At 69.8% G+C, this 25115-nt stretch carries 25 protein-coding genes; 11 read left to right on the top strand and 14 right to left on the bottom strand.

Annotated features, from left to right (window positions below; all coding sequences use genetic code 11):
* The first annotated feature begins 197 nt into the window (after positions 1 to 197).
* On the top strand, positions 198 to 578 hold the full coding sequence (locus AB0C28_RS54450; RefSeq protein ID WP_358085116.1) for a thioesterase family protein: 381 nt from the start codon (positions 198 to 200) through the stop codon (positions 576 to 578).
* Here AB0C28_RS54450 and AB0C28_RS54455 read toward each other — a convergent pair.
* The 7 genes from AB0C28_RS54455 to AB0C28_RS54485 form a co-directional block, all read right to left on the bottom strand.
* Positions 568 to 780: a biotin/lipoyl-binding carrier protein gene (locus AB0C28_RS54455; RefSeq protein ID WP_345389604.1), complete on the bottom strand. Its 213-nt coding sequence runs from the start codon at positions 778 to 780 to the stop codon at positions 568 to 570. The genes AB0C28_RS54450 and AB0C28_RS54455 overlap by 11 nt on opposite strands.
* A 42-nt stretch (positions 781 to 822) precedes the next feature.
* The gene (locus AB0C28_RS54460; protein ID WP_357863239.1) at positions 823 to 2178 is read right to left on the bottom strand and encodes a biotin carboxylase N-terminal domain-containing protein; all 1356 of its coding nucleotides are present in this window, start codon (positions 2176 to 2178) and stop codon (positions 823 to 825) included.
* Between the two features lie 235 nt (positions 2179 to 2413).
* The gene (locus tag AB0C28_RS54465; protein WP_357863237.1) at positions 2414 to 3706 is read right to left on the bottom strand and encodes an HD domain-containing phosphohydrolase; all 1293 of its coding nucleotides are present in this window, start codon (positions 3704 to 3706) and stop codon (positions 2414 to 2416) included.
* Positions 3703 to 5058: an HD-GYP domain-containing protein gene (locus AB0C28_RS54470; protein ID WP_357863234.1), complete on the bottom strand. Its 1356-nt coding sequence runs from the start codon at positions 5056 to 5058 to the stop codon at positions 3703 to 3705. The genes AB0C28_RS54465 and AB0C28_RS54470 overlap by 4 nt, the downstream gene beginning before the upstream one ends.
* Positions 5059 to 5279: 221 nt before the next feature.
* Positions 5280 to 6221 carry an NAD-dependent epimerase/dehydratase family protein gene (locus AB0C28_RS54475; protein WP_358085119.1) on the bottom strand — a complete coding sequence of 314 codons (942 nt, stop codon included), beginning with the start codon at positions 6219 to 6221 and terminating at the stop codon, positions 5280 to 5282.
* A gap of 10 nt (positions 6222 to 6231) precedes the next feature.
* Positions 6232 to 6498: a mycothiol system anti-sigma-R factor gene (gene rsrA, locus AB0C28_RS54480; RefSeq protein WP_346110363.1), complete on the bottom strand. Its 267-nt coding sequence runs from the start codon at positions 6496 to 6498 to the stop codon at positions 6232 to 6234.
* Positions 6495 to 7100, bottom strand: coding sequence for a sigma-70 family RNA polymerase sigma factor (locus AB0C28_RS54485; protein ID WP_345565875.1), 606 nt, complete (start codon positions 7098 to 7100; stop codon positions 6495 to 6497). Before AB0C28_RS54485 ends, rsrA begins: the two co-directional genes overlap by 4 nt.
* A 233-nt stretch (positions 7101 to 7333) precedes the next feature.
* Here AB0C28_RS54485 and AB0C28_RS54490 point away from each other — a divergent pair, with 233 nt between their 5' ends.
* A complete protein-coding gene (locus tag AB0C28_RS54490) occupies positions 7334 to 8071 on the top strand; it encodes a methyltransferase domain-containing protein (protein WP_326635444.1) in 738 nt (245 codons plus the stop codon).
* Positions 8072 to 8167: 96 nt separating this feature from the next.
* Here AB0C28_RS54490 and AB0C28_RS54495 read toward each other — a convergent pair whose 3' ends face one another.
* A complete protein-coding gene (locus AB0C28_RS54495) occupies positions 8168 to 8500 on the bottom strand; it encodes a TraR/DksA C4-type zinc finger protein (protein ID WP_357863227.1) in 333 nt (110 codons plus the stop codon).
* A gap of 154 nt (positions 8501 to 8654) precedes the next feature.
* Complete coding sequence (locus AB0C28_RS54500; protein WP_357863224.1) at positions 8655 to 9401, bottom strand: SOS response-associated peptidase; 747 nt, start codon at positions 9399 to 9401, stop codon at positions 8655 to 8657.
* A gap of 247 nt (positions 9402 to 9648) precedes the next feature.
* Here AB0C28_RS54500 and aroA point away from each other — a divergent pair, with 247 nt between their 5' ends.
* Both aroA and rsgA read left to right on the top strand, forming a co-directional pair.
* Complete coding sequence (gene aroA / locus AB0C28_RS54505) at positions 9649 to 11001, top strand: 3-phosphoshikimate 1-carboxyvinyltransferase (protein WP_357863221.1); 1353 nt, start codon at positions 9649 to 9651, stop codon at positions 10999 to 11001.
* A 795-nt stretch (positions 11002 to 11796) separates the two neighbouring features.
* Positions 11797 to 12873 (top strand): ribosome small subunit-dependent GTPase A, encoded by a 1077-nt coding sequence (gene rsgA / locus AB0C28_RS54510; RefSeq protein ID WP_357863290.1) that lies wholly within the window; start codon positions 11797 to 11799, stop codon positions 12871 to 12873.
* 579 nt (positions 12874 to 13452) lie between these two features.
* On the opposite strand, the gene AB0C28_RS54515 is transcribed toward rsgA, so the two are convergent.
* Positions 13453 to 13917, bottom strand: a complete 465-nt coding sequence (locus AB0C28_RS54515; RefSeq protein WP_358085122.1) for a DUF4442 domain-containing protein — start codon at positions 13915 to 13917, stop codon at positions 13453 to 13455.
* Positions 13918 to 14007: 90 nt separating this feature from the next.
* Between AB0C28_RS54515 and hisN the strand changes: the two genes are divergently transcribed.
* Positions 14008 to 14805, top strand: coding sequence for a histidinol-phosphatase (hisN, locus tag AB0C28_RS54520; RefSeq protein ID WP_357863218.1), 798 nt, complete (start codon positions 14008 to 14010; stop codon positions 14803 to 14805).
* A 31-nt stretch (positions 14806 to 14836) separates the two neighbouring features.
* Here hisN and AB0C28_RS54525 read toward each other — a convergent pair whose 3' ends face one another.
* A complete protein-coding gene (locus tag AB0C28_RS54525) occupies positions 14837 to 16564 on the bottom strand; it encodes a right-handed parallel beta-helix repeat-containing protein (RefSeq protein WP_358085124.1) in 1728 nt (575 codons plus the stop codon).
* A 64-nt stretch (positions 16565 to 16628) separates the two neighbouring features.
* On the opposite strand from AB0C28_RS54525, the gene AB0C28_RS54530 reads away from it, so the two are divergent.
* Positions 16629 to 17462: a TetR/AcrR family transcriptional regulator gene (locus AB0C28_RS54530; RefSeq protein WP_358085133.1), complete on the top strand. Its 834-nt coding sequence runs from the start codon at positions 16629 to 16631 to the stop codon at positions 17460 to 17462.
* Between the two features lie 4 nt (positions 17463 to 17466).
* Here the strand turns inward: AB0C28_RS54530 and AB0C28_RS54535 are convergent, their stop codons facing one another.
* Both AB0C28_RS54535 and AB0C28_RS54540 read right to left on the bottom strand, forming a co-directional pair.
* On the bottom strand, positions 17467 to 18252 hold the full coding sequence (locus tag AB0C28_RS54535) for a fructosamine kinase family protein (RefSeq protein WP_357863212.1): 786 nt from the start codon (positions 18250 to 18252) through the stop codon (positions 17467 to 17469).
* Positions 18252 to 18725, bottom strand: a complete 474-nt coding sequence (locus tag AB0C28_RS54540; RefSeq protein ID WP_357863209.1) for a low molecular weight protein-tyrosine-phosphatase — start codon at positions 18723 to 18725, stop codon at positions 18252 to 18254. The genes AB0C28_RS54535 and AB0C28_RS54540 overlap by 1 nt, the downstream gene beginning before the upstream one ends.
* 120 nt (positions 18726 to 18845) lie before the next feature.
* Here AB0C28_RS54540 and pstS point away from each other — a divergent pair, with 120 nt between their 5' ends.
* The 5 genes from pstS to AB0C28_RS54565 are packed head-to-tail and all read left to right on the top strand — an operon-like array spanning position 18846 to position 23326.
* On the top strand, positions 18846 to 19952 hold the full coding sequence (gene pstS, locus AB0C28_RS54545; protein WP_346110372.1) for a phosphate ABC transporter substrate-binding protein PstS: 1107 nt from the start codon (positions 18846 to 18848) through the stop codon (positions 19950 to 19952).
* Positions 19953 to 19956: 4 nt separating this feature from the next.
* Positions 19957 to 20937, top strand: a complete 981-nt coding sequence (pstC, locus tag AB0C28_RS54550; protein WP_358085127.1) for a phosphate ABC transporter permease subunit PstC — start codon at positions 19957 to 19959, stop codon at positions 20935 to 20937.
* The gene (gene pstA / locus AB0C28_RS54555) at positions 20934 to 21809 is read left to right on the top strand and encodes a phosphate ABC transporter permease PstA (RefSeq protein WP_357863202.1); all 876 of its coding nucleotides are present in this window, start codon (positions 20934 to 20936) and stop codon (positions 21807 to 21809) included. The genes pstC and pstA overlap by 4 nt, the downstream gene beginning before the upstream one ends.
* Before the next feature lie 15 nt (positions 21810 to 21824).
* Positions 21825 to 22601 (top strand): phosphate ABC transporter ATP-binding protein PstB, encoded by a 777-nt coding sequence (gene pstB / locus AB0C28_RS54560; RefSeq protein ID WP_358085130.1) that lies wholly within the window; start codon positions 21825 to 21827, stop codon positions 22599 to 22601.
* A gap of 26 nt (positions 22602 to 22627) precedes the next feature.
* On the top strand, positions 22628 to 23326 hold the full coding sequence (locus AB0C28_RS54565; protein ID WP_357863196.1) for a response regulator transcription factor: 699 nt from the start codon (positions 22628 to 22630) through the stop codon (positions 23324 to 23326).
* Here AB0C28_RS54565 and AB0C28_RS54570 read toward each other — a convergent pair.
* Positions 23295 to 24377, bottom strand: coding sequence for a serine hydrolase (locus AB0C28_RS54570; protein ID WP_357863193.1), 1083 nt, complete (start codon positions 24375 to 24377; stop codon positions 23295 to 23297). The two genes, AB0C28_RS54565 and AB0C28_RS54570, sit on opposite strands and share 32 nt — an antisense overlap.
* Positions 24378 to 25115 lie beyond the last annotated feature (738 nt).

A 25115-nucleotide genomic window follows, 5' to 3' on the forward strand; every position in this document is an offset into this window, starting at 1 on the left:
ACTTGTGTCGCGGTGAGGTAACACAGTGGTCACGGAACTCAGAGAGTGTACGACTCACCTGTCCCACATGCCACTTAAATGCCTCAAGCCGTACAAAGCCTATCCTGGGGCCTTAGTGCCACACTTGTCCGCGTTTCCGGTAAGTCGACACCCCCGGATCCGACGGCCCGCACCCCTCGCCACCATAGGGTGATCCCATGACGCTCGTTCCCGGCCTGCGTGCCCAGCTGCTCATCATGGTCGAGATGGAGGACACCGCCAAGAAGCTCGGCAGCGGCGACGTGCCCGTGCTGGCCACGCCCCGGCTGCTCGCGCTGGCCGAGGCGGCCACCATGCGCGCGATCGAGCGGCACCTCGCCCCGGGCGAGACGTCCGTCGGCACCCGGGTCGAGCTTGAGCACACCGCCGCCAGCCCGCTCGGCACCCACGTCCAGGTCGGCGTGGAGCTCACGGAGGTCGACGGCCGGCGGCTGGTCTTCGCCTTCGAGGCCCACGACCGGCGAACCGTCGTCGGCAAGGGCACGATCGAACGCGTCGTGGTCGACCGCGCCAGGTTCATGGCCCGCGCTACTCGATGACGGCGATCAGGTCGCCCTCCTGGATGACATCGCCCTCCGCCACCTTGAGCTGCGCCACCACACCGTCGTCCTCGGCGATCACCGGGATCTCCATCTTCATGGACTCCAGGATGACCAGCGTGTCGCCGTCGGAGACGGTGTCGCCCTCCTTGACGACGACCTTCCACACGTTCGCCACCATCTCAGCGCGTACCTCAGCCACCGGGACTCCCCTTCTTCGCGTGCTTCAACGGTCTCATGCGGTCTAGGCGCGCATCCGCGCGACCAGACCGGTGTCGTAGTCGCCGGTGGCGAACTCCGCGTTCTCCAGCAGTTCGGCGCAGAACGGCAGGTTGTTCTTCGGCCCCTCCACCGTGAACTCCGCCACAGCCTTGCGGCCCAGCTCCAGCGCCTCGGCCCGGTCGGAGCCGTAGACGCAGAGCTTGGCCATCAGCGGATCGTAGAACGGCGTGACGGCGTTGCCCGCCACGTAGCCCGAGTCGACCCGCACCCCGTCGCCGGACGGCTCGTCCCAGGCCGTGATCGTGCCCGGCCCCGGGAAGAACCGCTTCGGGTCCTCAGCGTAGACCCGGAACTCGATCGCGTGCCCACGGGGCTCCGGCCGCACCTCGGGGCTCTCCCCCGCGGCGACCCGCAACTGCAGCTCGACCAGGTCGAGCCCGGTGACCAGCTCGGTGACCGGGTGCTCCACCTGCAGCCTGGTGTTCATCTCCAGGAACACGAAGTCCTGCTTGTCGGCGTCGACCAGGCACTCGACCGTGCCCGCGCCCAGGTAGCCGACGGCCTCGCCGACGCGTACGGCGGCGGCCAGCATGCGCTCGCGCAGCTCAGGGGTGATGCCGGGCGAAGGGGACTCCTCGACGACCTTCTGGTGGCGGCGCTGCACCGAGCAGTCACGCTCGCCCAGCGCCACGACCCGGCCGCCGGGAAGGCCGAGGATCTGCACCTCGACGTGGCGGGCCCGCTCGATGTAGCGCTCAAGCAGCACGGCGGGGCCGTCCAGCGCGTCGCCGGAGAAGCGCGCCGCCGCCCTGGCCGCCTGCTCGTACGCCTTCTGCAGCCCGTCGTCGTCGTGCGCCACGCTCATCCCGATGCCACCGCCGCCGCCCGCGGTCTTGACCATGACCGGGTAGCCGATGTTCTCGGCGGCCTTCAGCGCCAGCGACAGATCGGTGACCGGCTCGCGGGTGCCCGCGGCGACCGGCACGCCGGCGGCCTCCATCAGGTTCCTGGCGTTGATCTTGTCGCCCATCTTGTCGATGGCCTCGGGCGCCGGCCCGATCCAGACCATCCCGGCGTCGATCACGGCCCTGGCGAACGCGGCGTTCTCGGCGAGGAAGCCGTAACCGGGGTGGATCGCCTTCGCGCCGGTCGCGCGGGCCGCCTCCAGCACCTTCGCGACGTCGAGGTAGCTCTGCGCGGGACTGGCCGGGCCGATCAGCACGGCCTCATCGGCCTCACACACGAACGGCAGGTCGGCGTCGGCCTCGGAGTGAACCGCGATGGCCCGCAGGCCCAGCCGCTTGACCGTACGGATGATCCGCCGCGCGATCTCCCCTCGGTTGGCGATCAGAACGGATCCGAGCGTCTCATTAAGCACGCCGACCAGCCTATGGCCGCCGGAGGCCTGACCCCTTTCCCCCGAAACCACCGATCCGGCGAGTTCGATCTGTAGAAACCCTACAAAGGTGAGCGTCCGTGAACACGACTGTCGCCCCCCGGACTGTAGGACAGGAACGCGCCCCAGGAATGCGCCCATCGCGGCGCCGGGCAAGGGCGCCCGGAATGTCCGGGCGTTGTGCGTCTCGAACTTACGCGATACGACGCGTACGGTCTCAGACGCGGCCGCGGTCGATCACCCGGGCGAGCGCCTCGACCGCATGAGAATCGTACGCGCTGCCGGACGACAACCGGATCCGCTCCAGCGCCGCACCCCCGCGGTCGCGGTCGGTCGACGGCCCCACCAGGTCGTCGTAGGCGTTGGCCACCCGGATAATCCGGCTCGACAGCGGCGGGTCGTCGCTGATCGGGTCGCACTGCCGGCTGACCACCTCGGCCACCCGGTCCAGCACCCCGGTCTGCCTGATCACCTCGGCGCCCAGCTCGGCGATGCGGCGCGCCTGCTCGGGATCGGTCAGCACGGTCGCGCCGCCCGGGATCGGGTCGCGCAGCGAGAGCTGGCCGATGTCGTGCATGAGGGCGGCGTACTCGAGTTCGAGCAGCTCGGGCTCGGCCATGCCCAGCTCTCTGCCGATGGCCACGGCCAGGCGGCTCACCCGGCGCGAGTGCCCGGGCTCGACGTAGCCGCCGACCTCGGTCACCCGCGACAGGGCGCGCACGGTCTGCAGGTAGGTGGCCCTGATGCCGGCGTATTTACGGAAGGCCACCTGCGTGACCAGCAGCGGCGCGGCGAACACCAGCAGCGCCACCAGGTCCATGCTGTGCGTGGCCAGCGCCAGCAGCACGCCGGAGGAGGCCACCGCGGCCCCCAGCGGGAAGGCCATGTTGAGTTCGTCGCGCACGGCCACCCTGAACGCCGTGCGCACCTGCTCGGCCCGCAGCATCGCGGCGATCAGCACGTCGATCAGCAGGGTGACCGCGATGAGCGACACCATCACCGCGAGCGCCGGCCACCACGTGCTGGTCGGCGGCTTGGTCAGCTCGTAGAGGGTGCCGGCCAGCGGCCGGAAGGCGAAGGCGAGCAGCGAGCCGGTGAGCAGCCGCCTGGCCATCGCGTCGAGGCGCGGCGGCCGGCCCACCGCCAGGTGCGGCAGCGCCCCCGCGACCATGCCGACCGCGATCACGGCGACGACCTGCAACGCGGGGTGGGTGAGCGGGTTCTGGCTGAGGTCGAGCAGCAGCGTGTAGCCGAGCGCGGCGGCGGCGCCGATCGGCGCCACCTCCCTGTTGCCCGGCATGGTGAGCCTGGCCAGCTCGCCGACGGCGATGAGCGCTCCGAACCCGACCGCGATCTGCGGGCGCTGCAGCCCGACGGCCGCGGTGTAGGTGACGCCGGCCAGCGCGACGATGCCCGCCGCGCAGATGAGCAGCAGCTGCCCGGAGTCGAGCCGGCGCAGGACCGTGTTCCTGGATCGTTCGGTACGCCTGACGCGCTCTGTGGTGATCATGGCCCGGTCACGACCTGGATGGGCATGGTCGGGTCGTCGTGGTCCTTGATCGGCGTCTCGGCGGCCTCGGGCGGCGGCGGGTCGACCCGGCGCGGCGGCTGCCACGGCTCGCGTTCGAGCGCCCTGATGAAGGCCGCCACCATCACCGGGTCGAAGTGGGTGCCCGCGCTCTTGCGCAGCTCGTCCACGGCCACGGGCACCGGCCGCGCGCCCCGGTAGGAGCGGTCGGAGGTCATCGAGTCGAACGCGTCGGCCACCGCGATCACCTTGGCGAACTCGGGGATCTCGTCACCGGCCAGCCCCATCGGGTAGCCGGTGCCGTCGTGGCGCTCGTGGTGGTGCATGATCCCGGCGTAGGCCTCGTCGAGGAAGCCGATGCCGCGCACGATCTCCAGCCCGCGCATCGGATGGAGCTGGATCGCGGCGAACTCCTCCTCGGTCAGCGGCCCGTCCTTCTGCAGTACCTTGGTGGGCACGCCGAGCTTGCCGACGTCGTGCAGCATGCCCGCGTAGCGGATGGCGCGCACCCGTTCGAGCCCCATGCCGATCTCTTGAGCGATCATGGAGGAGGCGTGCGAGACGCGCGTGCAGTGACCCCTGGTGTAGTAGTCCTTCGTCTCCACGGCCTGGCAGAGCGCCGCGATCGTGGCGTCGTAGGAGCGCTGCTGGGCGTGATACTGGCCGAACGCCCACCGCGCCACGAACAGCGGCAGCAGCACCAGCACCGCCGAGATCGACGCCACGGTGGCCCACAGCCCGGCCACGAGCAGCCCGAACGTCCCGTATCCGAGATAGGACAGCAGGAACTGGGCCATGCCCCGCACCGGCATCTCGGTGGCCCGCACATGGGTGGCCAGCCCGATCATGGTGAGTGTGAGCGCGATGTTGAGCGGCACGAAGACGGCGGTCGCCGCGGCGTACGGGCCGATGAGGTCGTCGAACGCGTTGACCTCGGGCACCCCCACCCGGCCGTCCAGCGCCTCGTAGACCCGCCCGGCGACGTAGCCGCAGATGGCGAACTGGGCCCCGTTGAACAGCCGCTTGACCAGCGGCAGCCCCGGCCGGACGCTGAAGAGCGCGGTGAAGCCGACCAGCGCGGCGCCTTCCGGCCCGATCAGCACCACGGCCGCCAGCGAGGCCGAGAAGCTGACCGACACCGCGAACTGCTCCACGTTGAGCAGCGTCGGCATCGACTCGCACACCAGGAACAGCAGGGCGAGCACCAGGAGGATGTCGAGATCCTCCACGGCCACGGGCGTGCCGGAGACGAGCACGCTGCGTCCGATGAGAGCGGCCGCCGCACCGATCACGGCGACCAGATAGACCCTTGCGGGCCACGGCAGTTCACGCATTGCGGCCCCCCACGGTGTTCAGGTCCAGGACACCCCAGGAGGCACCGCTCCGCCGACCACCATGATCACCGGGGTGATCAGCACGATGGCCGTGAGCAGCCGGGCGACCATAACCTTCATCATCCCCATGCCTCCACGTCGACTTGTGGGGTTCACGCTACAGAAGTCGGCGTGGGCGCAAGGGCGGAGTCGGAAATCGCAAGCAAAGCGTAATCATGCCACTACTTCACGCGACGATTCGCGGCCCATTCGACTGTTTTCTTCACCCCGGTCGGCAGGTCGGTGCGTGGCTGCCAGCGCAGCCCGTCGTGGGCCGGCACCGGATCGACCGCCATCGCCGGCAGATCACCGGGACGCGGCGGCGCGAAGCCCGGTTTGTCCTGGGCGCCGGCCGCGTCGGCGATGAGGGAGTGCAGGCGGCGGTCGGTGGTCTGGATGCCAGTGCCGAGGTTGAACCTGCGCCCGTTGCCCTCCGCGCCGCACGCCCTGACGAAGCCGTCGACCACGTCGTCGATGAAGACGTAGTCGCGGGTCTGGGTGCCGTCGCCGTAGAGGACCGTGGGCGTGCCGTTGAACAGCGCGTCGGTGAAGATCGCCACCACACCCGCCTCGCCTTCGGGCGACTGCCGCGGGCCGTAGACGTTGGACAGCACCAGCGTGGTGTATTCGAGGCCGTAAAGAGCGCGGAACGTGGCCAGGTAGATCTCGCCGCTGAGCTTCGAGGCCGCGTACGGCGACCGCGGGTCGGTCGCGGCGTCGGCCGGCACCGGAATGGTGGCGGGCCGCCCGTAGACGGCCACGGACGAGGCGAACACCACCTTGCGCGTGCGCCCCTCGTGGGCCGCGGTCAGCACCGCCGCGATGCCCTCGACGTTGAGCCTGGCGTCGTGCACCGGATCGGCCACGCTCTTGCGCACGCTGATCTGCGCGGCCAGGTGACAGACCACCTCAGGCTGCAGCTCGGTCGCCAGCGCGACCAGCGCGGGATCGCGGATGTCCATCTCGTGCAGCGTGAAGCGGTCGTGCGCCGCCGCACCGGCCAGGTTTTCCCTCTTGCCGGTGGACAGGTCGTCGACCACGTGCACCTCGTGCTCGTCCGCGAGCAGACGATCGACGAGATTCGACCCGATGAACCCGGCACCCCCGGTGACCAACACGCGCATGGGGTGAATCTTAGTCGGCCAGCTCCGAACGCACCTGCTCGATGCGGGCCAGCACCTTGGAGCGCAGGTCCGAGGGAACGGGGTCGCAGCCGCAGTGTTTGGCCACCAGCGCCTTGACCGCCTTGTCCAGGTCGTATTCCTTCAGGCACGGGCTGCACTCGTCGAGATGAACCCGGATGTCGGCCACGTCACCCTCGGTCAGCTCGCCGTCGAGATAGGCGTAGACCTTGTCGAGCACCTCACGACAGTCGGTGTCGTGCGCGTTGCCACAGCTCATTTCGATCCCTCCGCCGGGACCAGGCCACGCCCGCGAGCGTAATCCTCAAGGAGGCCCCGCAGCTGCCTGCGTCCCCTGTGCAACCTCGACATCACGGTCCCGATGGGGGTCCCCATGATGTCGGCGATCTCCTTATAGGGGAAGCCTTCGACGTCGGCCAGGTAGACCGCGATCCTGAACTCCTCGGGCAGAGCCGCCAGAGCCTGCTTGATGTCGCCGTCGGGGAGGTGTTCGAGCGCCTCCACCTCGGCCGACTTCAGGCCGCTCGACGTGTGCGACTCGGCCCTGGCGAGCTGCCAGTCCTCGATCTCCTCCGTGCCCGACTGCTTCGGCTCCCGCTGCTTCTTGCGGTAGCTGTTGATGAAGGTGTTGGTCAGGATCCGGTAGAGCCACGCCTTGAGATTCGTGCCCTGCTGGAACTGGTGGAAAGAAGCGAACGCCTTGGCGAAGGTCTCCTGCAGCAGGTCCTCCGCGTCCGCGGGATTTCGGGTCATCCGGAGCGCGGCGGAGTAGAGCTGCTCGAGATACGGCATGACGTCGCGCTCGAATCGCTCGCTTCGCTGCTCCAGCGTCTCCGCGCCTGTCGCGGGCACCGGACCCACCCCCCTAAGATCACCGGTGGCCGGCTGTGGCGGAACACCGTACTCAGGGGAGGATACCCGCTGGCCCGCGACCAGTCGGTCAGTGGGCCGGGGTTCGACCAATGTGAGCATGCTCGTCGCAACACGCCCGCGCCCTTGTCTGTTCCCGCAAGATAGAAGGTACGAAGGACCCGGTGCGGGGAACGTCATACGTACCGGCTGGTAGCCCTTTTTCCGGAACCCAGGAGTCGCGTGTGCTGCCCATTCCGGCCGAGGAACTGAACGGCTCAGGGACGCTCGGGCCGTACTGGACCTTCTACCGTGCCGTAGCCGCCGAACAACTCAACCGATGGCTCCCCGCCGACCCCTCCGTGATCCTCGACCTCTCCGGCGGCCGCGGGCGCTGGTCCGGCCAGGCCGCCAGGGCCGGACACCGGGTGATCGAGGTGCTCGACTTCCGCAGGACCCTCGACGGCTCCCGGCTGCGCGACGCCGACCGGGTCCGCCACGTACGCGCCGACGACCTGTCCTTCCTGCCCGACGCGAGCGTGGACGCGGTGCTCGCGGAGGAGCGGGTGATGTCGATCGAGCTGATGGCCGAGTCCGCGATGAGCGACGTGGCCCGCGTGCTGCGTCCCGGCGGGCGGGCACTCGTGTGCGTCGACTCGCTGGTGCTGGGCATGGCGATCCTGGCAGAGCAGGGGCAGTGGCAGCACCTGCGGCAGACCGGCGAGGTCATGCTGGTGCCCTGGCCCGACGGCAGCATCACGCGCTGCTTCAGCAGCGGGCAGCTGCGTGAGCTGCTGGTGGGGGCCGGGCTCGAAGTGGAGTGGATGCGGCCACGCACGGTGCTGTCGCCGTCGACGGTCGACCACGTGCTCGGGTCGGACTCGCGCGCGCTCAACTACCTGGTGCGCACGGAGCTCGACGCCCATCCCGACGACGACGACACGGTCGGCATCCACCTGGTGGCCAGCGCCCGCAAGACCTGACGCCCGACGACGAACGCCGTGCCGCCGTTCTTCGTGTCCGGCGGCTCGCGCTTCGTGCGGGGGCGGTTCGCGTGCCCTCGGCGACGACCCCTGTGGTCAGCGGCGGCGTTCCCGCTTGCCCTGGCACTGCACGCAGCGCGCGGCTTCAGGGCGGGCCTCCAGGCGGCCCTCCGGCACCTGCAGGGCGCAGTCGACGCATCTGCCGTACACCCCCTCCTCGACGCGCTTGATGGCCTCGACGACCGCCTGCCGCTGCGCGGTGGCCACGGTCAGCATGGCCTGGGCGCGGTCGTTGTCGGTCAGGTCCGAGCCGGCGTCCGCCGCGGAGTATTCGCGTACGGCGACGGGGTCGCCCCGCAGGACCCCAATCGAGCGGTCCAGCTCCACGAGCATGTCTTCCAGCCGCTCACGAGCGGTCGTGACGTCCACGAATCCGCACCTCCGGGTGAATAAGGGCAACCCGCGGCTAGGACTCCCCGGATGTCCCGCCCGGCGCAATTAGGGGGCATTTTGGCGGTGACTCCGAGTAAACGGATGCATCGCTTTCCTCACCGGATGCCCACTTATCGCGCCTCTTACACCTTTAGAAAAGCGCGGTTTCCTCCTCCTCGGGTAGCGGTTTGATGAGGTCGGGGCCATTGTTCCGGACGTTGTTCACATCCGTGGAGACCGCGTACGCGGTGAGCCGCCCCGACTCGGCCGGCACCAGCAGCCCGGCGGCCTGGGAGGTGTCGGTGAGCTTGGGGTCGAGCCACTCGGACCAGCGCTCGCGCTCGATCATCATCGGCATCCTGTCGTGGATGCGGCCGAGCTGGTCCTCCGCGTCCGTGGTGATGACGGTGCAGGTGACGAGCCACTTGAGCGGGTCGTCGTCCTCGCGCGAGGGGTCCTTCCAGAACTCGTACAGGCCCGCCATCGCCAGCACCCCGCCGTCTGCGGGATGGATGAAGTACGGCTGTTTCTTCTTCTTTTCTCCCTCGACGGGCATCCACTCGAAGTAGCCGTCCGCCGGCAGCAGGCATCTGCGCTTGGCGAACGCCTGCCGGAACGACGGCTTCTCCGCCAGCGTCTCGGCCCTGGCGTTGATCAGCCGCGAGCCGATCGACGGGTCCTTGGCCCAGGCCGGCACCAGGCCCCACTTCACCACCCTGAGCTGCCGCACCGCCCGCTCGGCCTCCTTGGGCACCCGGCTCAGGACGGCGTAGACGTTCTTGGTCGGGGCGACGTTGTAGTCGGCGCCGAGCTCCTTGTCGGGCTCGGCGTCCTGCTCGACCTCGAACTCCTCAAGCAGCTCGTGCTTCTTACGCGCCGACGCGTATCTACCGCACATGTCCCCACACTGCCATGTCCGGCTTTCGATCGCATGTTTGGGCACGCGCACCCGACACGCCAGGACGAGACCTACCCGACACGCCCGGACCAGGCCCACCCGACACGCCAGCGCCAAGTCCACCCGATATGGAGGCGACGTCCATCCGACATGCCGAGGGACGCGGCCATCCACAGGCCGCAACAGTGCGACAGTCGTTATCCACAGGCTGTGACCCTCGCCCCGCCACGGCCAGTACTCTTTGACCATGCCCGCTCCGCACTGGCCCGCACCGGTGGCGACCGCTCCGGTCACCGCCACCGTCCCGCTGCCCGGCTCCAAGTCGGTGACCAACCGCGCGCTCCTCCTCGCGGCCCTCGCCGACGGCCCGGGCATCGTGCGCCAGGCGCTGCGCAGCCGCGACGCGGACCTCATGGCGTCGGCGCTGCGCTCGTTGGGCACGACCCTGATCCCGACCGAGGAGAGCGCGGCGGGGGTCGACTGGCAGGTGGCCCCAGGCCCCATCCGCGGCGGCGCCCACGTCGACGTCGGCCTGGCGGGCACGGTCATGCGCTTCGTGCCGCCGATGGCCGCGCTCGCCGACGGCCCCGTCTCGTTCGACGGCGACCCACATGCCCGCAAGCGCCCGATGGGCCCCATCCTCGACGCCCTGCGCGCGCTCGGCGCACGCATCGACAACGACGCCCTGCCGTTCACGATCAGCGGTCCGCTGACGGGCGGGGAGGTCGTGCTCGACGCGTCCGGCTCGTCCCAGTTCGTCTCGGGCCTGCTGCTGACGGCGGCCCGGTTCGAGAAGGGCGTCGAGATCCGCCACGTGGGCCCGCCGGTCCCCTCGCAGCCCCACATCGAGATGACCGTCGAGATGCTCAGGGCGGTCGGCGTGGCGGTCGACGACAGCGAGCCCGACGTGTGGCGGGTGGCGCCCGGCCCGATCGCGGCCAGAGACATGACGGTGGAGCCCGACCTGTCCAACGCGGCCCCGTTCCTGGCGGCGGCCCTGGTTACGGGTGGCACGGTGACGATCCCCGGCTGGCCCCTCACCACCACGCAGGCAGGCGACGCCCTCCGCGACCTGCTCACCCAGATGGGCGCCGAGGTCACCCGCTCCGCCGGCTCCCCGGCCGACTCCTCCGCCACGGATGCGGCTTCGTCCAGGACGAGTGCGCCGGCGGCCACCGGCTCCGGCGTCACCGATCTGGTGGTCAGAGGGACAGGCGTGATCACCGGCATCGACACCGACCTGCACGAGGTGGGCGAGCTGACCCCGACGATCGCCGCCCTCGCCGCACTGGCGACCACGCCCAGCCGCATCCGGGGCGTCAGCCACCTGCGCGGCCACGAGACCGACCGGCTGGCCGCACTCGCCACCGAGATCAACCGCCTCGGCGGTGACGCGGAGGAGACCGAGGACGGCCTGATCATCCGCCCCCGCCCGCTGCACGGCGGCACCTTCCACAGCTACGCCGACCACCGCATGGCCACGGCCGGCGCGGTGATCGGCCTGGCCGTGCCCGGCGTCGAGGTGGAGAACATCGCGACGACCGCCAAGACCCTGCCGGAGTTCGTCCAGATGTGGACGGCGATGCTGGACGCCCGATGAACACCGCTCACATACGCCCGACCAGGGCCGACACTCGCCGGCCCGCGAGCGCTGGTTTTACCTTGGACACGCCGGGCACAGCGGAAGAGGGCGGCGGCGCGTGAGACGGCGCTGCCCGCATGACGATGAACAGACGCACCAGCACGACACCGCCACCCGCCCAGCCCCAGCTGGCACCCACCACGGCACCACCAGCCCCACCAAACGCCACACCAGCACCACCAGCTCCACCCACCGCCACAGCACACCCACCGACCACACCCACCGACAGGTCGCCACGCCAACCAGCCACCCAGGCCGGCACATCACGTTCACCACTCGCACTGGGCCTGACGCCGCCACCATTCGCACTGGGCCTGGCACCGCCACCACTCACGCCGGGCCTGACACCGCTCTCACCGTCCACGCAGCAGAGCGCACCACGTTCCCCGGCCACACCAGCCAGGACATCACGCTCATCGAGCGCACAACAGAGCACGTCACGTGCGCCGGCCACACAGCTCAGCACGTCCGTTCATGGGCCACAGGTCAGCACAGCGCACTCACCGATCGCACCGGACGGGACGCCGCACTCACCGGTCAGGCGCAAGCTCAGCACCGGCCCCACCCACCGACGCCATCAGGCCAATCGGCCGCCATGAAGCCGGTCAGCACGGAATCGATCGCCGCAGAACCGATCAGCACCGAACAACCGGCCACCACTGAGCAGATCAGCACAGAGCAGGCCGGCACAGAGCCGATGGGCACTGAGCCGGGCACCGCAATGAGAGGAAGCGAGCGCATGGGAGCAGACCGCTGAGCAAGCGGGAATACGACGAGGACGACGTACGGGTCAGGCCGGGCAAGGGCTCCAGGCCCCGGACCCGGATTCGTCCTGCGCATGAAGACGCCGTCGAGGGGTTCGTGGTGGCCGTCGACCGCGGCCGCTACACCACGCTGATCGAGCCGGAACGCCCGAAAGGCTCGGCCCAGAAGCGAAAGCCGCCCCAGCGCCGTCTCGTGGTCGCCATGAAGGCGCGCGAGCTCGGGCGTAAGGGCATCGTCGTGGGTGACAGGGTGGCGCTCGTGGGAGATGTGTCGGGCCGCCCCGACACCCTCGCCAGGGTGGTCAGGGTGGAGCCGCGCACGTCCATGCTGCGCCGCTCGGCCGACGACACCGAGGACACGGACGGCATCGAGCGTCCGGTCGTGGCCAACGCCGACCAGCTCGTCATCGTGACCGCGCTGGCCGACCCGCCGCCCAGGCCCCGGATGATCGACAGGATCCTGGTGGCCGCGTTCGACGCCGAGATCGACGCCCTGCTCTGCCTCACCAAGTCCGACCTCGCTCCGCCCGACGAGCTGGTGGCACAGTACGAACCGCTGGGCGTGGCGCACGTGGTGGTGCACAAGGGTGGTTCGCTCGACGAGTTGCGCGACCACCTGACCGGGCGCATCAGCGTTCTGGTCGGCCATTCGGGGGTCGGCAAGTCGACCCTGGTCAACGCCCTGGTCCCCGACGCGAACCGGGCCGTCTCCCAGGTCAACGCGGTCACCGGCCGCGGGCGCCACACCTCCACCTCGGCCGTGGCCCTGGAACTGCCAGAGGGTGGGTGGATCATCGACACCCCCGGCGTGCGCAGCTTCGGCCTGGCCCACGTCTCGGTGGAGACGGTGCTGGCGGCCTTCCCCGATCTGAACGAAGGCACGGTCAACTGCCCGAAGGGTTGTACGCACCTGGGCGAAGGGTGCGCGCTGGACACACTGGTGGCGGAGGGCAAGGCCGACCCCGCCCGCCTGAGGTCCCTGCGCCGCCTCCTGTCCAGCCGCGACGGCACCCCGGACGACTCACCCACGACACGCCGCGAGCCCGTACCGGACGAGATCTCCTGATCTCCCCACGAAATCTCCTGCCCCCCGCACGGGCCCGATCAGCGCCAGTACGACACGGGGTCGAGAACGACACGGGGTCGTCCACGAGGTCGTCGTCGATGTCCCGTAGCCCCTTCACGCCGTCCTACTGACCGTTCACGCCGTCCCGCCGACCGTTCAGCCCATCCCGCTGAGTCCTCCGTCATCGCCGCCTCCGCCCCGCGATCGGAGGCCCGGCGGTCGACGGTCCGGCGGTGGGCGGCCTCTCGATCGAAGGACCTGCGGCCGAGTGCCCGGCGATCGGGCCAACTGCTCTGTGATCGGAAGCTCCGCGGTCGGCGGACATGTCCGGGCGATCAGGTACGCCACGAGCAAACGCGTCCAGCACTTGGGGTAGGTCTCCCGCAGACCACGCAAGACGACCGGGTCATGGCACCCGCAGACCGCGCGTGAGGCGATCGGGTCACGCCGCCCCAGGCCACGCGAGGCGATCGGGCAGCACCGCCCGCAGACCGCGTCAGGCAACCCGATCACAACGCCCTCAGACCACGAAAAACGGCCGCGACGCCCCCGCCAGACACCCGACACAAGCCGACCAGATCACGCCACCACTGGCCGGTTCGGGCGTAGGGTCCACGTCACCGTCAGATCCGCGACCGCCACCCCGTCCTCGTTCGTCAGCGACACCGCCACGTCGAACTCCGGCCGCTCCCCCGCCTCCAGCCGCCCCACGACCTCCTCCCTCCCCGCGAGCAGCCGGGCCTCGGCCCGGATCTCGCCCTGGGCCACCTTCCGGTACGCGATGGTGGCCGTGGTGGGCAGTGGTGTGGCCCGGCTGAGCTGGTCGCCGAACAGGGACAGCATGGCGGCCCCCGACGCGGACTCGGCGAGAGTGAAGAGCACCCCCGCATGCGGCCCGCCCACGTGGTTGCGCAGGTCCTCACGGTCAGGAACGCGGCAAATCGCCACACCTTCTTCCACCGAATCGAAAACAAGGCCCAAAGTGCGGGCAAAGGGGACCGTTTGTAGCAGGAGATCACCGATATCTAGCGACATGCTGGACATGCTACTGGCCAGTAACTGAAACGAGAGTTACCAGAAAAGGAGCGTCTGCGACTGATGCTCCGTATATCCGACACGGTAGCGTGGGCGATCGTGCAGGGTTACTCGGATGATCTTCGACTCGCTCACGTCATGGCGGACGCCGCCGATGACCTGACCATGCGACGGTTCAAGGCGGTCGACCTCAAGGTCGAGACCAAGCCCGACCTGACGCCGGTCAGCGACGCCGACCGCGCGGTGGAGGAGGCCATCCGGGGCACGCTGCGCCGCGCCAGACCACGTGACGCGGTCGTGGGCGAGGAGTTCGGCAAGACCGGATGGGGCGCCAGGTCCTGGATCATCGACCCCATCGACGGGACCAAGAACTACGTGCGCGGCGTGCCCGTCTGGGCGACGCTGATCGCGCTCATGGAGTACGGCAAGGTCGTCGTCGGCCTGGTGTCGGCCCCCGCCCTCGGCCGGCGTTGGTGGGCGGCGGCCGAGGGCGGCGCGTGGACCGGCAAGAGCCTGACCAAGGCCACCCGCATGCGGGTGTCGTCCGTGTCGACCCTTGAGGACGCCTCGTTCTCGTACTCGAGCTTCGGCGGCTGGGAGAAGTCCGGCAAGCTGGACAACTTCCTCGACCTGAGCCGCTCCTGCTGGCGCACGCGGGCCTACGGCGACTTCTGGTCGCACATGATGGTCGCGGAGGGCTCGGTGGACCTGTCGGCCGAGCCCGAGCTCTCACCGTGGGACATGGCGGCGCTCACGGTCATCGTCGAGGAGGCCGGCGGCATCTGGACCGACGTCGCCGGCGTGAAGGGTCTGGAGGGCGGCAGCCTCGTCTGCACGAACGGCGTCCTGCACACCGAGGTCATCGACCGCCTCAACGGCACCATCGTCAAAGGCTAGGCACGCGGGAGGCGGAGCCCGCAGCACGCGCTCAGCCCTCGACCGGCGGTGCCCCCTCCGAAGCCGAGCGGCGGCCGGCGAGCGACCGGATCGTCGCCGTGGCGGCGTTCAGCTCGTGTTCGTCCTTGACCGTCACATTCCCCTCGTACGTCACCCCCTCCGGCGGGTTCTCATGCCCGATCGGGTCGGCGTCCCAGACGTTCCCCCGGAAGACCACGTTCTCCAGCGGCGGCGCCACGTGCAGCACGGCCGTGTTGTCGGCCCGGACGACGACGTTCTCCTCCAGCGTCACCCAGCTGGCCCCGTAGTCGGCATAGAGCCCGAAGTTGTACGGCGTCCGCACGTCCTCGATGACGTTCCCCCGCACCACGGCCCCGCCGGCCGCCGAATCCCCCTGAGGCCCGGACAGGTAGACGCCCCCGCCGTCGGCCAGCACCTCCATGGTGCTCACGGTCAGGTTGTGCAGGATCCGCGTCCCCTCCCCCGGCCCGGCCACGATCCCGCAGTGGGGCACCTTCGTGATCTCGTTGTGCGCGACGACGCAGCCGCGGGTCCCGGTGACGGCGATCCCCGGCGACCCGCTGAACTCCAGCCCCACCTCCCGCACCAGGTTGTCCGCGATCTCGGTCCCGTGGCTGCCGCTCACCACGACACCCCCCGCGGACAGCGTGTCGAAGGAACAGCCGCGCACCACGAGCCCGTCACCTCCCGTGACCCCCAGCCCAGAAGCCCCGAGCTGAGTGAAACGGCAGCCCTCGATCCGCGCGGCGTCGGTGTCCTCGAACGTCACGCAGGCAGGAATCGTGACGGAATCCGATGGATACGTAACGGAAGCCCCCTCTCCCAGGTGCGCGACCTCGACGCCGCCTCCCTCGTAGTAGCCGCTGCCGTGGTAGTGCGGGAAGCCCTCGGGCCGGCCGGGCCGCAACCACGTCGCGTCGGCGAACACCAGCCCCTCGAACGCCACCCCGCGCGCCCCCGCCACGCTCATCAGCGTCTCCAGCACCGGCGCCACCACCCGCGTACGCGCCGGATCCTCACCGGGAAGGGGCAGGTACAGCAGCACGTGCGCGCCCGGCCGCGACCGGTCGAGCACGAAGGTGCCCGGCTCGCGCAGGAAGGCCGGGTCGTTCTCGATCCGTGTGGGCAGGCCGGGCCCGGCGTTGGTGACGCCCTCCCAGGTGGAGTTGTACAGCTCGGTCGCCAGGCCGAACCCGGGCTGGGCCATGGTGATCACCGTCGAGCCCCCGTCGGCCGACGCCTCCGCCATGCTCAGGCGCGCCTCCGTCCAGGGGTAGACGCCCCGGTAGACGAACTCGGCCCCCCGCCAGGCGCGCGGTTCCGCGCTGTCGGTGACGTAGCCGGTCGCGGTCGCGACCGCCTCCCCCGGCAGTCCGGGTACGGAGGCGCGCGGGGCCCTGCGGCCGTCCACGTAGAGCTGGCGGGTGTCGAGGTCGCCGACCTCCGCCCGCCAGACGCCATCGGCCTCCCGCCAGGCGGTGATGACCCGGCCGCCGCTGACGACGGCCTCCTCACGCTCGGGCGTGCCGTACCCGTACGCACGGTAGACGGTCCCCGAATCGGCTTCTGTGAGCTCGAAGGGCCGGGCGAGCACGTGGATCCCGCTCCTGAGGAGCACCACGGCCTCCCCGCTCACCTGTCTGGCCGCGGCCCTGGCGCGTTCGAGGGTGGCGAACGGACGCTCGGCGGAGCCGGGCCAGGAGTCGTCGCCCGCCGGAGCGACGTGGAATGGGAACAAGACAGCCGCCTTTCGCTGTTTATGCCGTACACGAAGTAATACACCATAAACTGAGACGGTGCCAATGACACGGGATCCGGACGACGGCGTCGAGCTGCTGTGGCGGGAGAAGGAGCACGAGCCCCGGCGCGGGCTGACCACGGGCCGGATCGTGCGCGCCGCGGTCGAGCTGGCCGACGCAGAAGGGCTGGAGGGCCTGTCGATGCGCAAGGTCGCCGACCGGCTCGGTTTCACGACCATGTCGCTCTACCGCCACGTCCCCGGGCGCGAGCAGCTCATCGAGCTGATGCTCGACGAGGTGATGGGTGAGCATCCGCGGCCCCAGGAAGGAGAGGCCGGCTGGCGCACCCGGCTGGAGGCGGTCGCCAGGCAGGCGTGGGAGCTGCGCCGGCGGCATCCCTGGATGGCCGAGGTACGCGGCACCCGCCACGTGCCGGGGCCCAACGGCGTCGCGCACTACGACCACATGCTCGCCGCACTGGCCGGCACGTCGCTCAGGCCGTCCGAGGTGATCGCGGCGATCGCCCTGGTCGGCCGCTTCGTGGACGCCGAGGCCCTGGTCCTGGTCGAGACCCAGCGCGAGGAGCGCCGCAGCGGCGTGTCCGAGCAGGAGTGGTGGGGCGCCCGCGAGTCCCTGTACGAGCGCCTCGACCGCTACCCCACCCTCACCCACCTGTGGGAGTGCGGCGGCTGGGACCAGCCGGAGGACTCTTTCGAGTTCGGCCTGGCCCGCGTCCTTGACGGCATCGAAGCCCTCATAAACAAGCGTGACGAAACCCGTGACGACAGTTGCCAGGAATGCGGCACCCCGCTGGAGCCCGCCCCCTCGGGCCGCCCCCGCGTCTACTGCTCGCGAGCCTGCCGCCAGCGCGCGTACCGCAACAGAAGACGCCCCTGACCGCTCACAGCGAAAGCACCCGCCGCACCGCCCGCATCAGGCTCTCCCGATACCCGCCCCCGTACAGCACCACGTGCACGAGCAGCGGATGCAGCTGATGCAGGGGCACCCGCTCCCGCCACCCCTCCGCCGGCGGAAACTCCTCGCGGTAGGCCCCGAGCACCCGATCCAGGTACGGCAGCCCGAACAGGTCGAGCATCGCCAGATCGCTCTCCCGGTGCCCGCCGTGCGCCGCCGGATCGATCAGCACCCCGCCCCCGCCCGACCACAGCACGTTCCCGCTCCACAGGTCACCGTGGATCCTGGCGGGCGCCTCCGCCGGCCCCGACACCTCGGCCAGGCGCTCGACGACCCGCTCGACCAGCGCGACGTCCGCCGCGGGCAGCCGCGCCATACGCAGGAACGGCAGCACCCGCCGCTCCCCGTAGAAGGACGGCCAGTCGGGAGCGGGTGAATTGTCCATCGGCAACTCGGCGATGAACCCCGGCCACGGCGCCCCGAAGCCCTCCGCCCCCGCACGGTGCAGCCGCGCCAGCGCCCGGCCGAACCGCTCGGCGGCCCCGGCGGACGGCGGCTCCTGACGTACCCAGGACAGCACGAGCCGGTCGGGACCCACCTCGATCACCTCGGGCACGGCGACGGCCTCGCTCAGCCAGCGCAGCCCGGCGGCCTCCGAGGCGAAGACCTCGGAGGCGTTCCCGTTCTTGGCGAACACCTCGCGCCCGTCGTCCAGCACGCCCCGCCGCAGCCGCCACCCGTGCGACGCCCCGAGATCATCAGTGATCCTCATCAGCCGAGCTCCTCCGCGATGTGCTCGGCCACCCCCTCCGAGGCGTCCCGCACCAGCGAAAGCACCTCCTCGAACCCCTCACTCCCCCCGTAGTACGGATCCGGCACCTCGGCCCCCTCCCCCGCCGCCGGATCGAACGAGCGGAACAACCGCACCTCCACCCCGGCCGGAGCCAGCCTGCGCAGATTGGACAGATTGTCCCGGTCCATCGCGAGGACCAGGTCATAACGGTCGAACCAGTCCTTGGTGAACTGCCGGGCCCGATGCGCGGAGCCGTCGTAGCCGTTCCTGGTGAGGATCTCCAGAGCGCGCTCGTCCATGGGATCGCCCACGTGCCACCCGCCGGTCCCCGCGCTCTCGACGCTCACAAGCCCGCCCAGGCCGCGGGTTTCGAGCGTCTGACGGAGCACCACCTCGGCCATCGGCGAACGGCAGATGTTCCCCATGCACACCACGCATACGCGATAAGTCATAGCTCCCATCATGAGGGTGACCTGGTGCGTTCACCGAACGTTCACCCTGGTTGGGGGGTCTGAGTCACCTTCGCTGCATAACTTTCGAGGCGACTAAGGACCAAGTGGGAGGACCCAACCGTGAAGTATGCAGGCCGGCTCGCCGCCGTCGCCGTCGTCGGCGCGCTCTCGCTCGCTGCGTGCGGCACAGACAACAACGCGGGAGCCGCGGGCACCAGCTCCGCCAGCGCGCCCGCCGCCGCGGGCAACGACAACGCCCTCAGCGGCTCGATCAACGCCGCGGGCTCCTCGGCCCAGGCCAACGCGATCACCGAGTGGACGAAGAACTTCACGGCCGCCAACCCCGGTGTCACCCTCAACTACCAGCCCAGCGGCTCGGGCGCGGGCGTGCAGGCGTTCATCCAGGGCACGGTCGCCTTCGCCGGCTCCGACTCGGCGCTGAAGGAAGACGAGCCCGCGCAGGCCGACGCCCGGTGCAAGACCGGCAAGGCGATCAACATCCCCATGGTGACCGGCCCCGTCGCGGTCGTCTACAACCTGCCCGGCGTCGAGGGGCTGCAGCTGTCGCCCAAGACGCTCGGCGGCATCTTCAACAGCACGATCACCAAGTGGGACGACGCCGCTATCAAGGCCGACAACCCCGACGCGAAGCTGCCCTCCACCCCGATCCAGGCCTTCCACCGCTCGGACGAGTCGGGCACCAGCGACAACTTCACCAAGTTCCTCAAGGCCACCGCCGAGTGGCCGCACGAGCCCGCGAAGGCGTGGCCGGCCGAGGCCAAGGGTCAGGGCGCCAAGGGCTCCGACGGCATCGCCTCCTCGGTCAAGGACACCGAGGGCGCGATCAGCTACGTCGAGCTCTCCTACGCCGAGAACTCCTCGCTGCAGAAGGCGAAGGTGGCCAACGGCGCCGGCGAGTTCGTCGAGCTCACCCCGGAGAGCGCGGCCAAGACGGTCGAGACCGCCGAGATCAAGGGCACCGGCAACGACCTCGCCCTCTCGATCGACTACGCCACCAAGACCGCGGGCGCCTACCCGATCGTCCTGGTGACGTACGAGATCACCTGCGAGAAGGGCCTCGCCGCGGAGGAGCAGAAGATCGTCAAGAGCTTCCTCACCTACACCGCCAGCGACGAAGGCCAGGCAGCGCTCAAGGAGCTGGGCTACGCCCCGCTCGCGGGCACACTGCTGACGAAGGTCCGGACCGCCGTCGAGGCGATCTCCTGACCTCATGGCGACCAACGTACGCACCCGTGACGGCGGGCCGGCCACGAGCCGGTCCGCCTCGCGGCGCAGCCACGGTGAAGGCCCGTTCCGCTTCCTGTCCACGGCCGCGGGCGTCGTCCTGCTGGGGATCATGGCGGCCATCGCCGTGTTCCTCATCAGCGAGGCGATCCCGGCCCTGCGCGCCAACCAGGCGAACTTCTTCATGGAGCTCACCTGGGACCCCAACGGCGAGCAGGTCTTCGGCATCGCCGCCCTGGCCTTCGGCACCGTGCTCAGCTCCGCGCTCGCGCTCGTCATCGCCACCCCGATCGCCGTGGGCGTGGCCCTGTTCATCTCGCACTACGCGCCACGCAAGCTGGCCGCGCCGCTCGGCTACCTGATCGACCTGCTCGCCGCCGTGCCCAGCGTCGTGTACGGATTGTGGGGGCTCGCGTTCCTGATCCCGCTGATCAGGACGCCGTCGCAGTGGCTCAACGAGCACCTCGGCTGGTTCCCGCTGTTCGCCGGCGAAGGCGCCATCGGCGGCAAGACCATGATCGCCGGATCGATCGTGCTGGCCATCATGATCCTGCCGATCATCGCCGCCATCTCCCGCGAGGTGTTCCTCCAGGCTCCGAAGATGAACGAGGAGGCGGCGCTCGCCCTCGGCGCCACCCGCTGGGAAATGATCAGGATGGCCGTGCTGCCGTTCGGCCGGCCGGGCGTCATCAGCGCCGCCATGCTCGGCCTCGGCCGCGCCATGGGTGAGACCATCGCGGTCGCCTTGATCTTCCCCGCTACCTTCGACATCACCTTCCAGATCCTCACCCCGCACGCCAACAGCATCGCCGCGAACATCGCCAACGGCTTCGGCGAGGCCACCCAGATCGGCCGGGGCGCGCTGATCGCCTCAGGTCTGGTGCTGTTCGTCATCACCCTGCTGGTCAACATGGGTGCGCGCCTGATCATCAACCGCCGCAAGGAGTACGCGAGGGCCGGCGCATGACCGCGATCCAACACATCTCCACCAGCCGCCGGATCAAGGACCGGGTCGTTCAGGGCCTGGTCTATCTGGCGTTCGCGCTGGCCGTGGTGCCGCTCATCTCGGTGCTCTGGCTGGTGATCTCCAATGGTCTGCCCCGGTTCGACCTGGAGTTCCTCACCCACTCCATGAACGGCATCGGCGCCAGGGACGCCGGCGGCGGCGCCTACCACGCCATCATCGGCACCCTCCAACAGGTCCTGCTCGCCTCCGTCATCTCGGTGCCCGTCGGCCTGCTGACCGCGATCTACCTGGTCGAATACGGCAACAACGGCCGGCTCAGCCGCGCTATCAGCTTCTTCGTGGACGTCATGACCGGCGTCCCCTCCGTCGTCGCCGGCCTGTTCGTGCTGGCGTTCTGGATCCTGTTCCTCGGCTTCTCCTACTCCGGCTGGGCGGGCGCGCTCGCGCTGTCGATCCTGATGATGCCGACCGTGGTCAGGTCGGCCGAGGAGATGCTCCGGCTGGTGCCGGTCGACCTGCGCGAGGCTTCGTACGCGCTGGGCGTCCCCAAGTGGCGCACCATCGTCAAGGTCGTGCTGCCGACCGCGTTCACCGGCATCGTCACCGGCGTCATGCTGGCCGTGGCCCGCGTCGCGGGCGAGACGGCGCCGCTGCTGATGACGGTGTTCTTCACCAACTCCATCAACAACGACCCGTTCACCGGGCCGCAGATGGGGCTGCCGCTGTTCGTCTTCGACCAGGCGGCCCGCCCCAACGACACCGCGATCGACCGGGCGTGGACCGGCGCCCTCACGCTCATCCTGATCGTCATGCTGCTCAACCTGGTGGCGCGCCTGATCGCCTGGTGGCGCTCGCCCGCCAGGGGCCGATAGGGGGTTATCAGCACAATGTCCAAGCAGATCCAGGTCTCGGGTCTCGACGCGTACTACGGGTCGCACAAGGCGATCGAGGACGTGTCCATGACCATCGAACCCCGCTCGATCACCGCGTTCATCGGCCCGTCCGGCTGCGGCAAGTCGACATTCCTGCGCACGCTCAACCGCATGCACGAGGTGATCCCCGGCGCACGCGTGGACGGCAAGGTGCTGCTCGACGGCGAGGACCTGTACGCCAACACGGTCGAGCCCGTCTCCGTGCGCCGGATGATCGGCATGGTCTTCCAGCGCCCCAACCCGTTCCCCACGATGTCGATCTACGAGAACGTGGCCGCGGGCCTGCGCCTCAACGGCCGCGTCAGCAAGTCGCAGACGGACGCCATCGTCGAGGAGTCGCTCAAGGGCGCCAATCTCTGGAACGAGGTCAAGGACCGCCTCAACAAGCCCGGAGCCGGCCTGTCCGGCGGACAGCAGCAGCGCCTCTGCATCGCCCGCGCCATCGCGGTCAAGCCGCAGGTCCTGCTGATGGACGAGCCGTGCTCGGCCCTCGACCCCATCTCCACCCTGGCCATCGAGGACCTGATGGCCAAGCTCAAGGACGAGTTCACCATCGTCATCGTCACCCACAACATGCAGCAGGCGGCCCGCGTCAGCGACAGGACCGCGTTCTTCAACCTGGCCGAGCAGGGCAAACCCGGCAAGGTCATCGAGATGGACGAGACCTCCCGCATGTTCACCAACCCCGCGGAGAAGGCCACGGAGGACTACATCACGGGGCGCTTCGGCTGATGACCCGACAGCAGGCGGCATCCACGATGAACGGGGACACGAGGACCAAGCCCGTGCTGCTCATCGCCGACCCGGACGACTCGGTCGTAGAGGACGTGGCCACGGCCCTCGAACTCGAGGGCGTGGCCGTCACAGGAGCGCCCGACGGGGCACAGGGGCTGCTGCAGGCGGGAGCTCTCAGCCCGGACGTGGTGCTCGTCTCGGCCACGCTGCCGGTCATCGACGCGGTCGAGTTCGTCCGCGCGGTACGGCTGGCGCGCGTCGTACCGGTGCTGCTCGGCGTCGGCGAAGGACACGCCGAGCAGGCGCTGCGCGCGCTCGCCGCCGGGGCGGCCGCCTGCGTCGCCAGGCCTTACCGGGTGCCCGAACTGCTGCCGTTCATCCAGGCCGCCTCGCCCGAGTCACGCAAGGTCCTGGCCGTCGGCGGGGTCGAACTGGACATCCAGGCCTACCAGGTACGCGTGGCCGGGCGCGCCGTACACCTGCCGCTGCGCGAGTTCGAGCTGCTCCAGTACCTGATGCGCAACGCCGACCGCACGGTCACCCGCGAGCAGATCATGCGCCACGTCTGGCACGCCGCCGCGAACACCTCGACGAACACCATCGCCGTGCACGTCAAACGCCTGCGCGCGCGCCTGGGCGACGAGGACGACCAGCTCATCCAGACCGTACGCGGCGTGGGCTATCGGCTGGTCACGCCCGGCAGTCACGGAAGTCACGCATGATCCGCTCCACCACGCCCTCGACCGTCGCCACGCCGTACGCCACCTCGGGGCTGCCCTCGGTGAGTACGGCGAGCGCGTAGTCGCGGCCGTCGCCGCCCCGGATCAGCCCCACGCTGATCATGGCCCAGCGCTTGGTGGAGACCCGCTTGAGCCAGCCGTTCTTCAGCGCCACCCGCTCCCCGTCGCAGGCGGCGGCGCTGATGCCCCAGTTCTGCCCGTCGACGACCTCACCCATGAGCCCGAGCACCTGCTTCCGGTCACCGGCCCTGAGCGGGCTCCTGCCGGACACCAGCGCCGCCATGAGCCTGACCTGGTCGTCGACGGACGTCCTGGTGATCCCCCAGCAGTAGAGATCGACGCACTGCCCCGGCACGCCGACCGTGTGCTTCAACCCGAGCCGCTTCCCCGCCCGGTTGAACCCGTCCGCCCCGCCGATCCGCGTCCAGAGCCGGTCCGCGGCGTGGTTGTCGCTGTAGCGGATCATCATCTCCGCGTCCCGCCTGACTTCTGCCGGAAGCTTCTTCCACGGGGTACGCAGCAGCAGCGCCATGAGGATCTGCACCTTGGCCGTGCTGGCCGTGATCAGCCGTTCGCCGGCGTGGTAGCGGTAGACCCGTCCGGTCGCCAAGTCCTTCACCATGGCGGTGACCGGCCCCGGCCGCCCTCGCAGGAAGCGATCCAGCCGCCGCGAGACCCGCTCGGCCGAGACCCCGGGCACAGCCTCCCTGCTCACGCTCGCCACAGCCAGGTTGCCCAGACCACCCGCACCGACCCTGCCCCGAGCGCCGACACCGATCCTGGCCAGACCGTCCCCCGCCGTCTTGCCCAAACTGTCGCCGGCCACCCTGGCTCGCCCCAGCTCGGGCCCCGGCAGCACGTCACGCCTCGTCCCGGCCTCTTCGGGCACCGCGTCCCGCATGCTCTCAGCCCTGGGCACGGCGGCAACGCTGACCCCGGCCGGCTCCTGCGATCTGTTCACCGGCACCAGCGGCAGGATCAGGGCGAGCACGACGACCAGCCGCAGTATCGCCTTCGCCACGGCCTCGACCACGTGATCATTATCACGACATATACCAACATGCCGCTAGAGCGTCCCTTGTGGGATCTCCAGGTTGCTTCGGCCAGGGCCTGGGCTCCGAAGGGAGAAGATGCATCTCGGCGTCGTCAGTGACGCCGAGACGGTGACAGCCACGGTGGCCGCGCAGTTCCGGGGAGTGCTGCGGTGGCCGCTGCGGCGGCCGAGAGTTCCAGGGAGCGCTGCTGCGCTGGCCGCGCGGTTCCGTCGCCGGCTCGCCCCTCCCGAACACCTAGTCGCGTTCGCACAGCGCTACACCTCGCGGGAACTGCGACGGCTGCAGGAGACCATCACCGACGACGAGAACGCCCGCCGGCAAGCACGCTGGGACTCTAAAGAATGCGCTACCGAAGAGCAGTTCTGGCGACGCAGGAGAGAAGGGCACCTCATCGTTCAGGCCAGCTCTCACCCCGGAGAGCAATAGAGCCAGGGTGGGCATCACTCCCCGCACCCCACCTTCGCCGCCGCACGGCCCAGATCTTCCCTGGGGACGGCCTCACCCGAAGCCCCCTTGGGGACGGCAGCCCACCAAACCCCCGGACAGCCCCCGAACAGCTCTCGAAGAGTGGCGCAGTCGATGACGTGCACAAGCATGTCCACCGCTTCAGGACGCCAGAACAGGGCCCGGAAACGCAAGAAGAGGGCCCCGACACCCGCAACAGGTGTCGGAACCCTCTCCTCAAAAGATTGTCCGGCGGTGACCTACTCTCCCAC

This window comes from Nonomuraea sp. NPDC048892 (assembly GCF_040649735.1).
Classification (GTDB): Bacteria; Actinomycetota; Actinomycetes; order Streptosporangiales; family Streptosporangiaceae; genus Nonomuraea; species Nonomuraea maheshkhaliensis.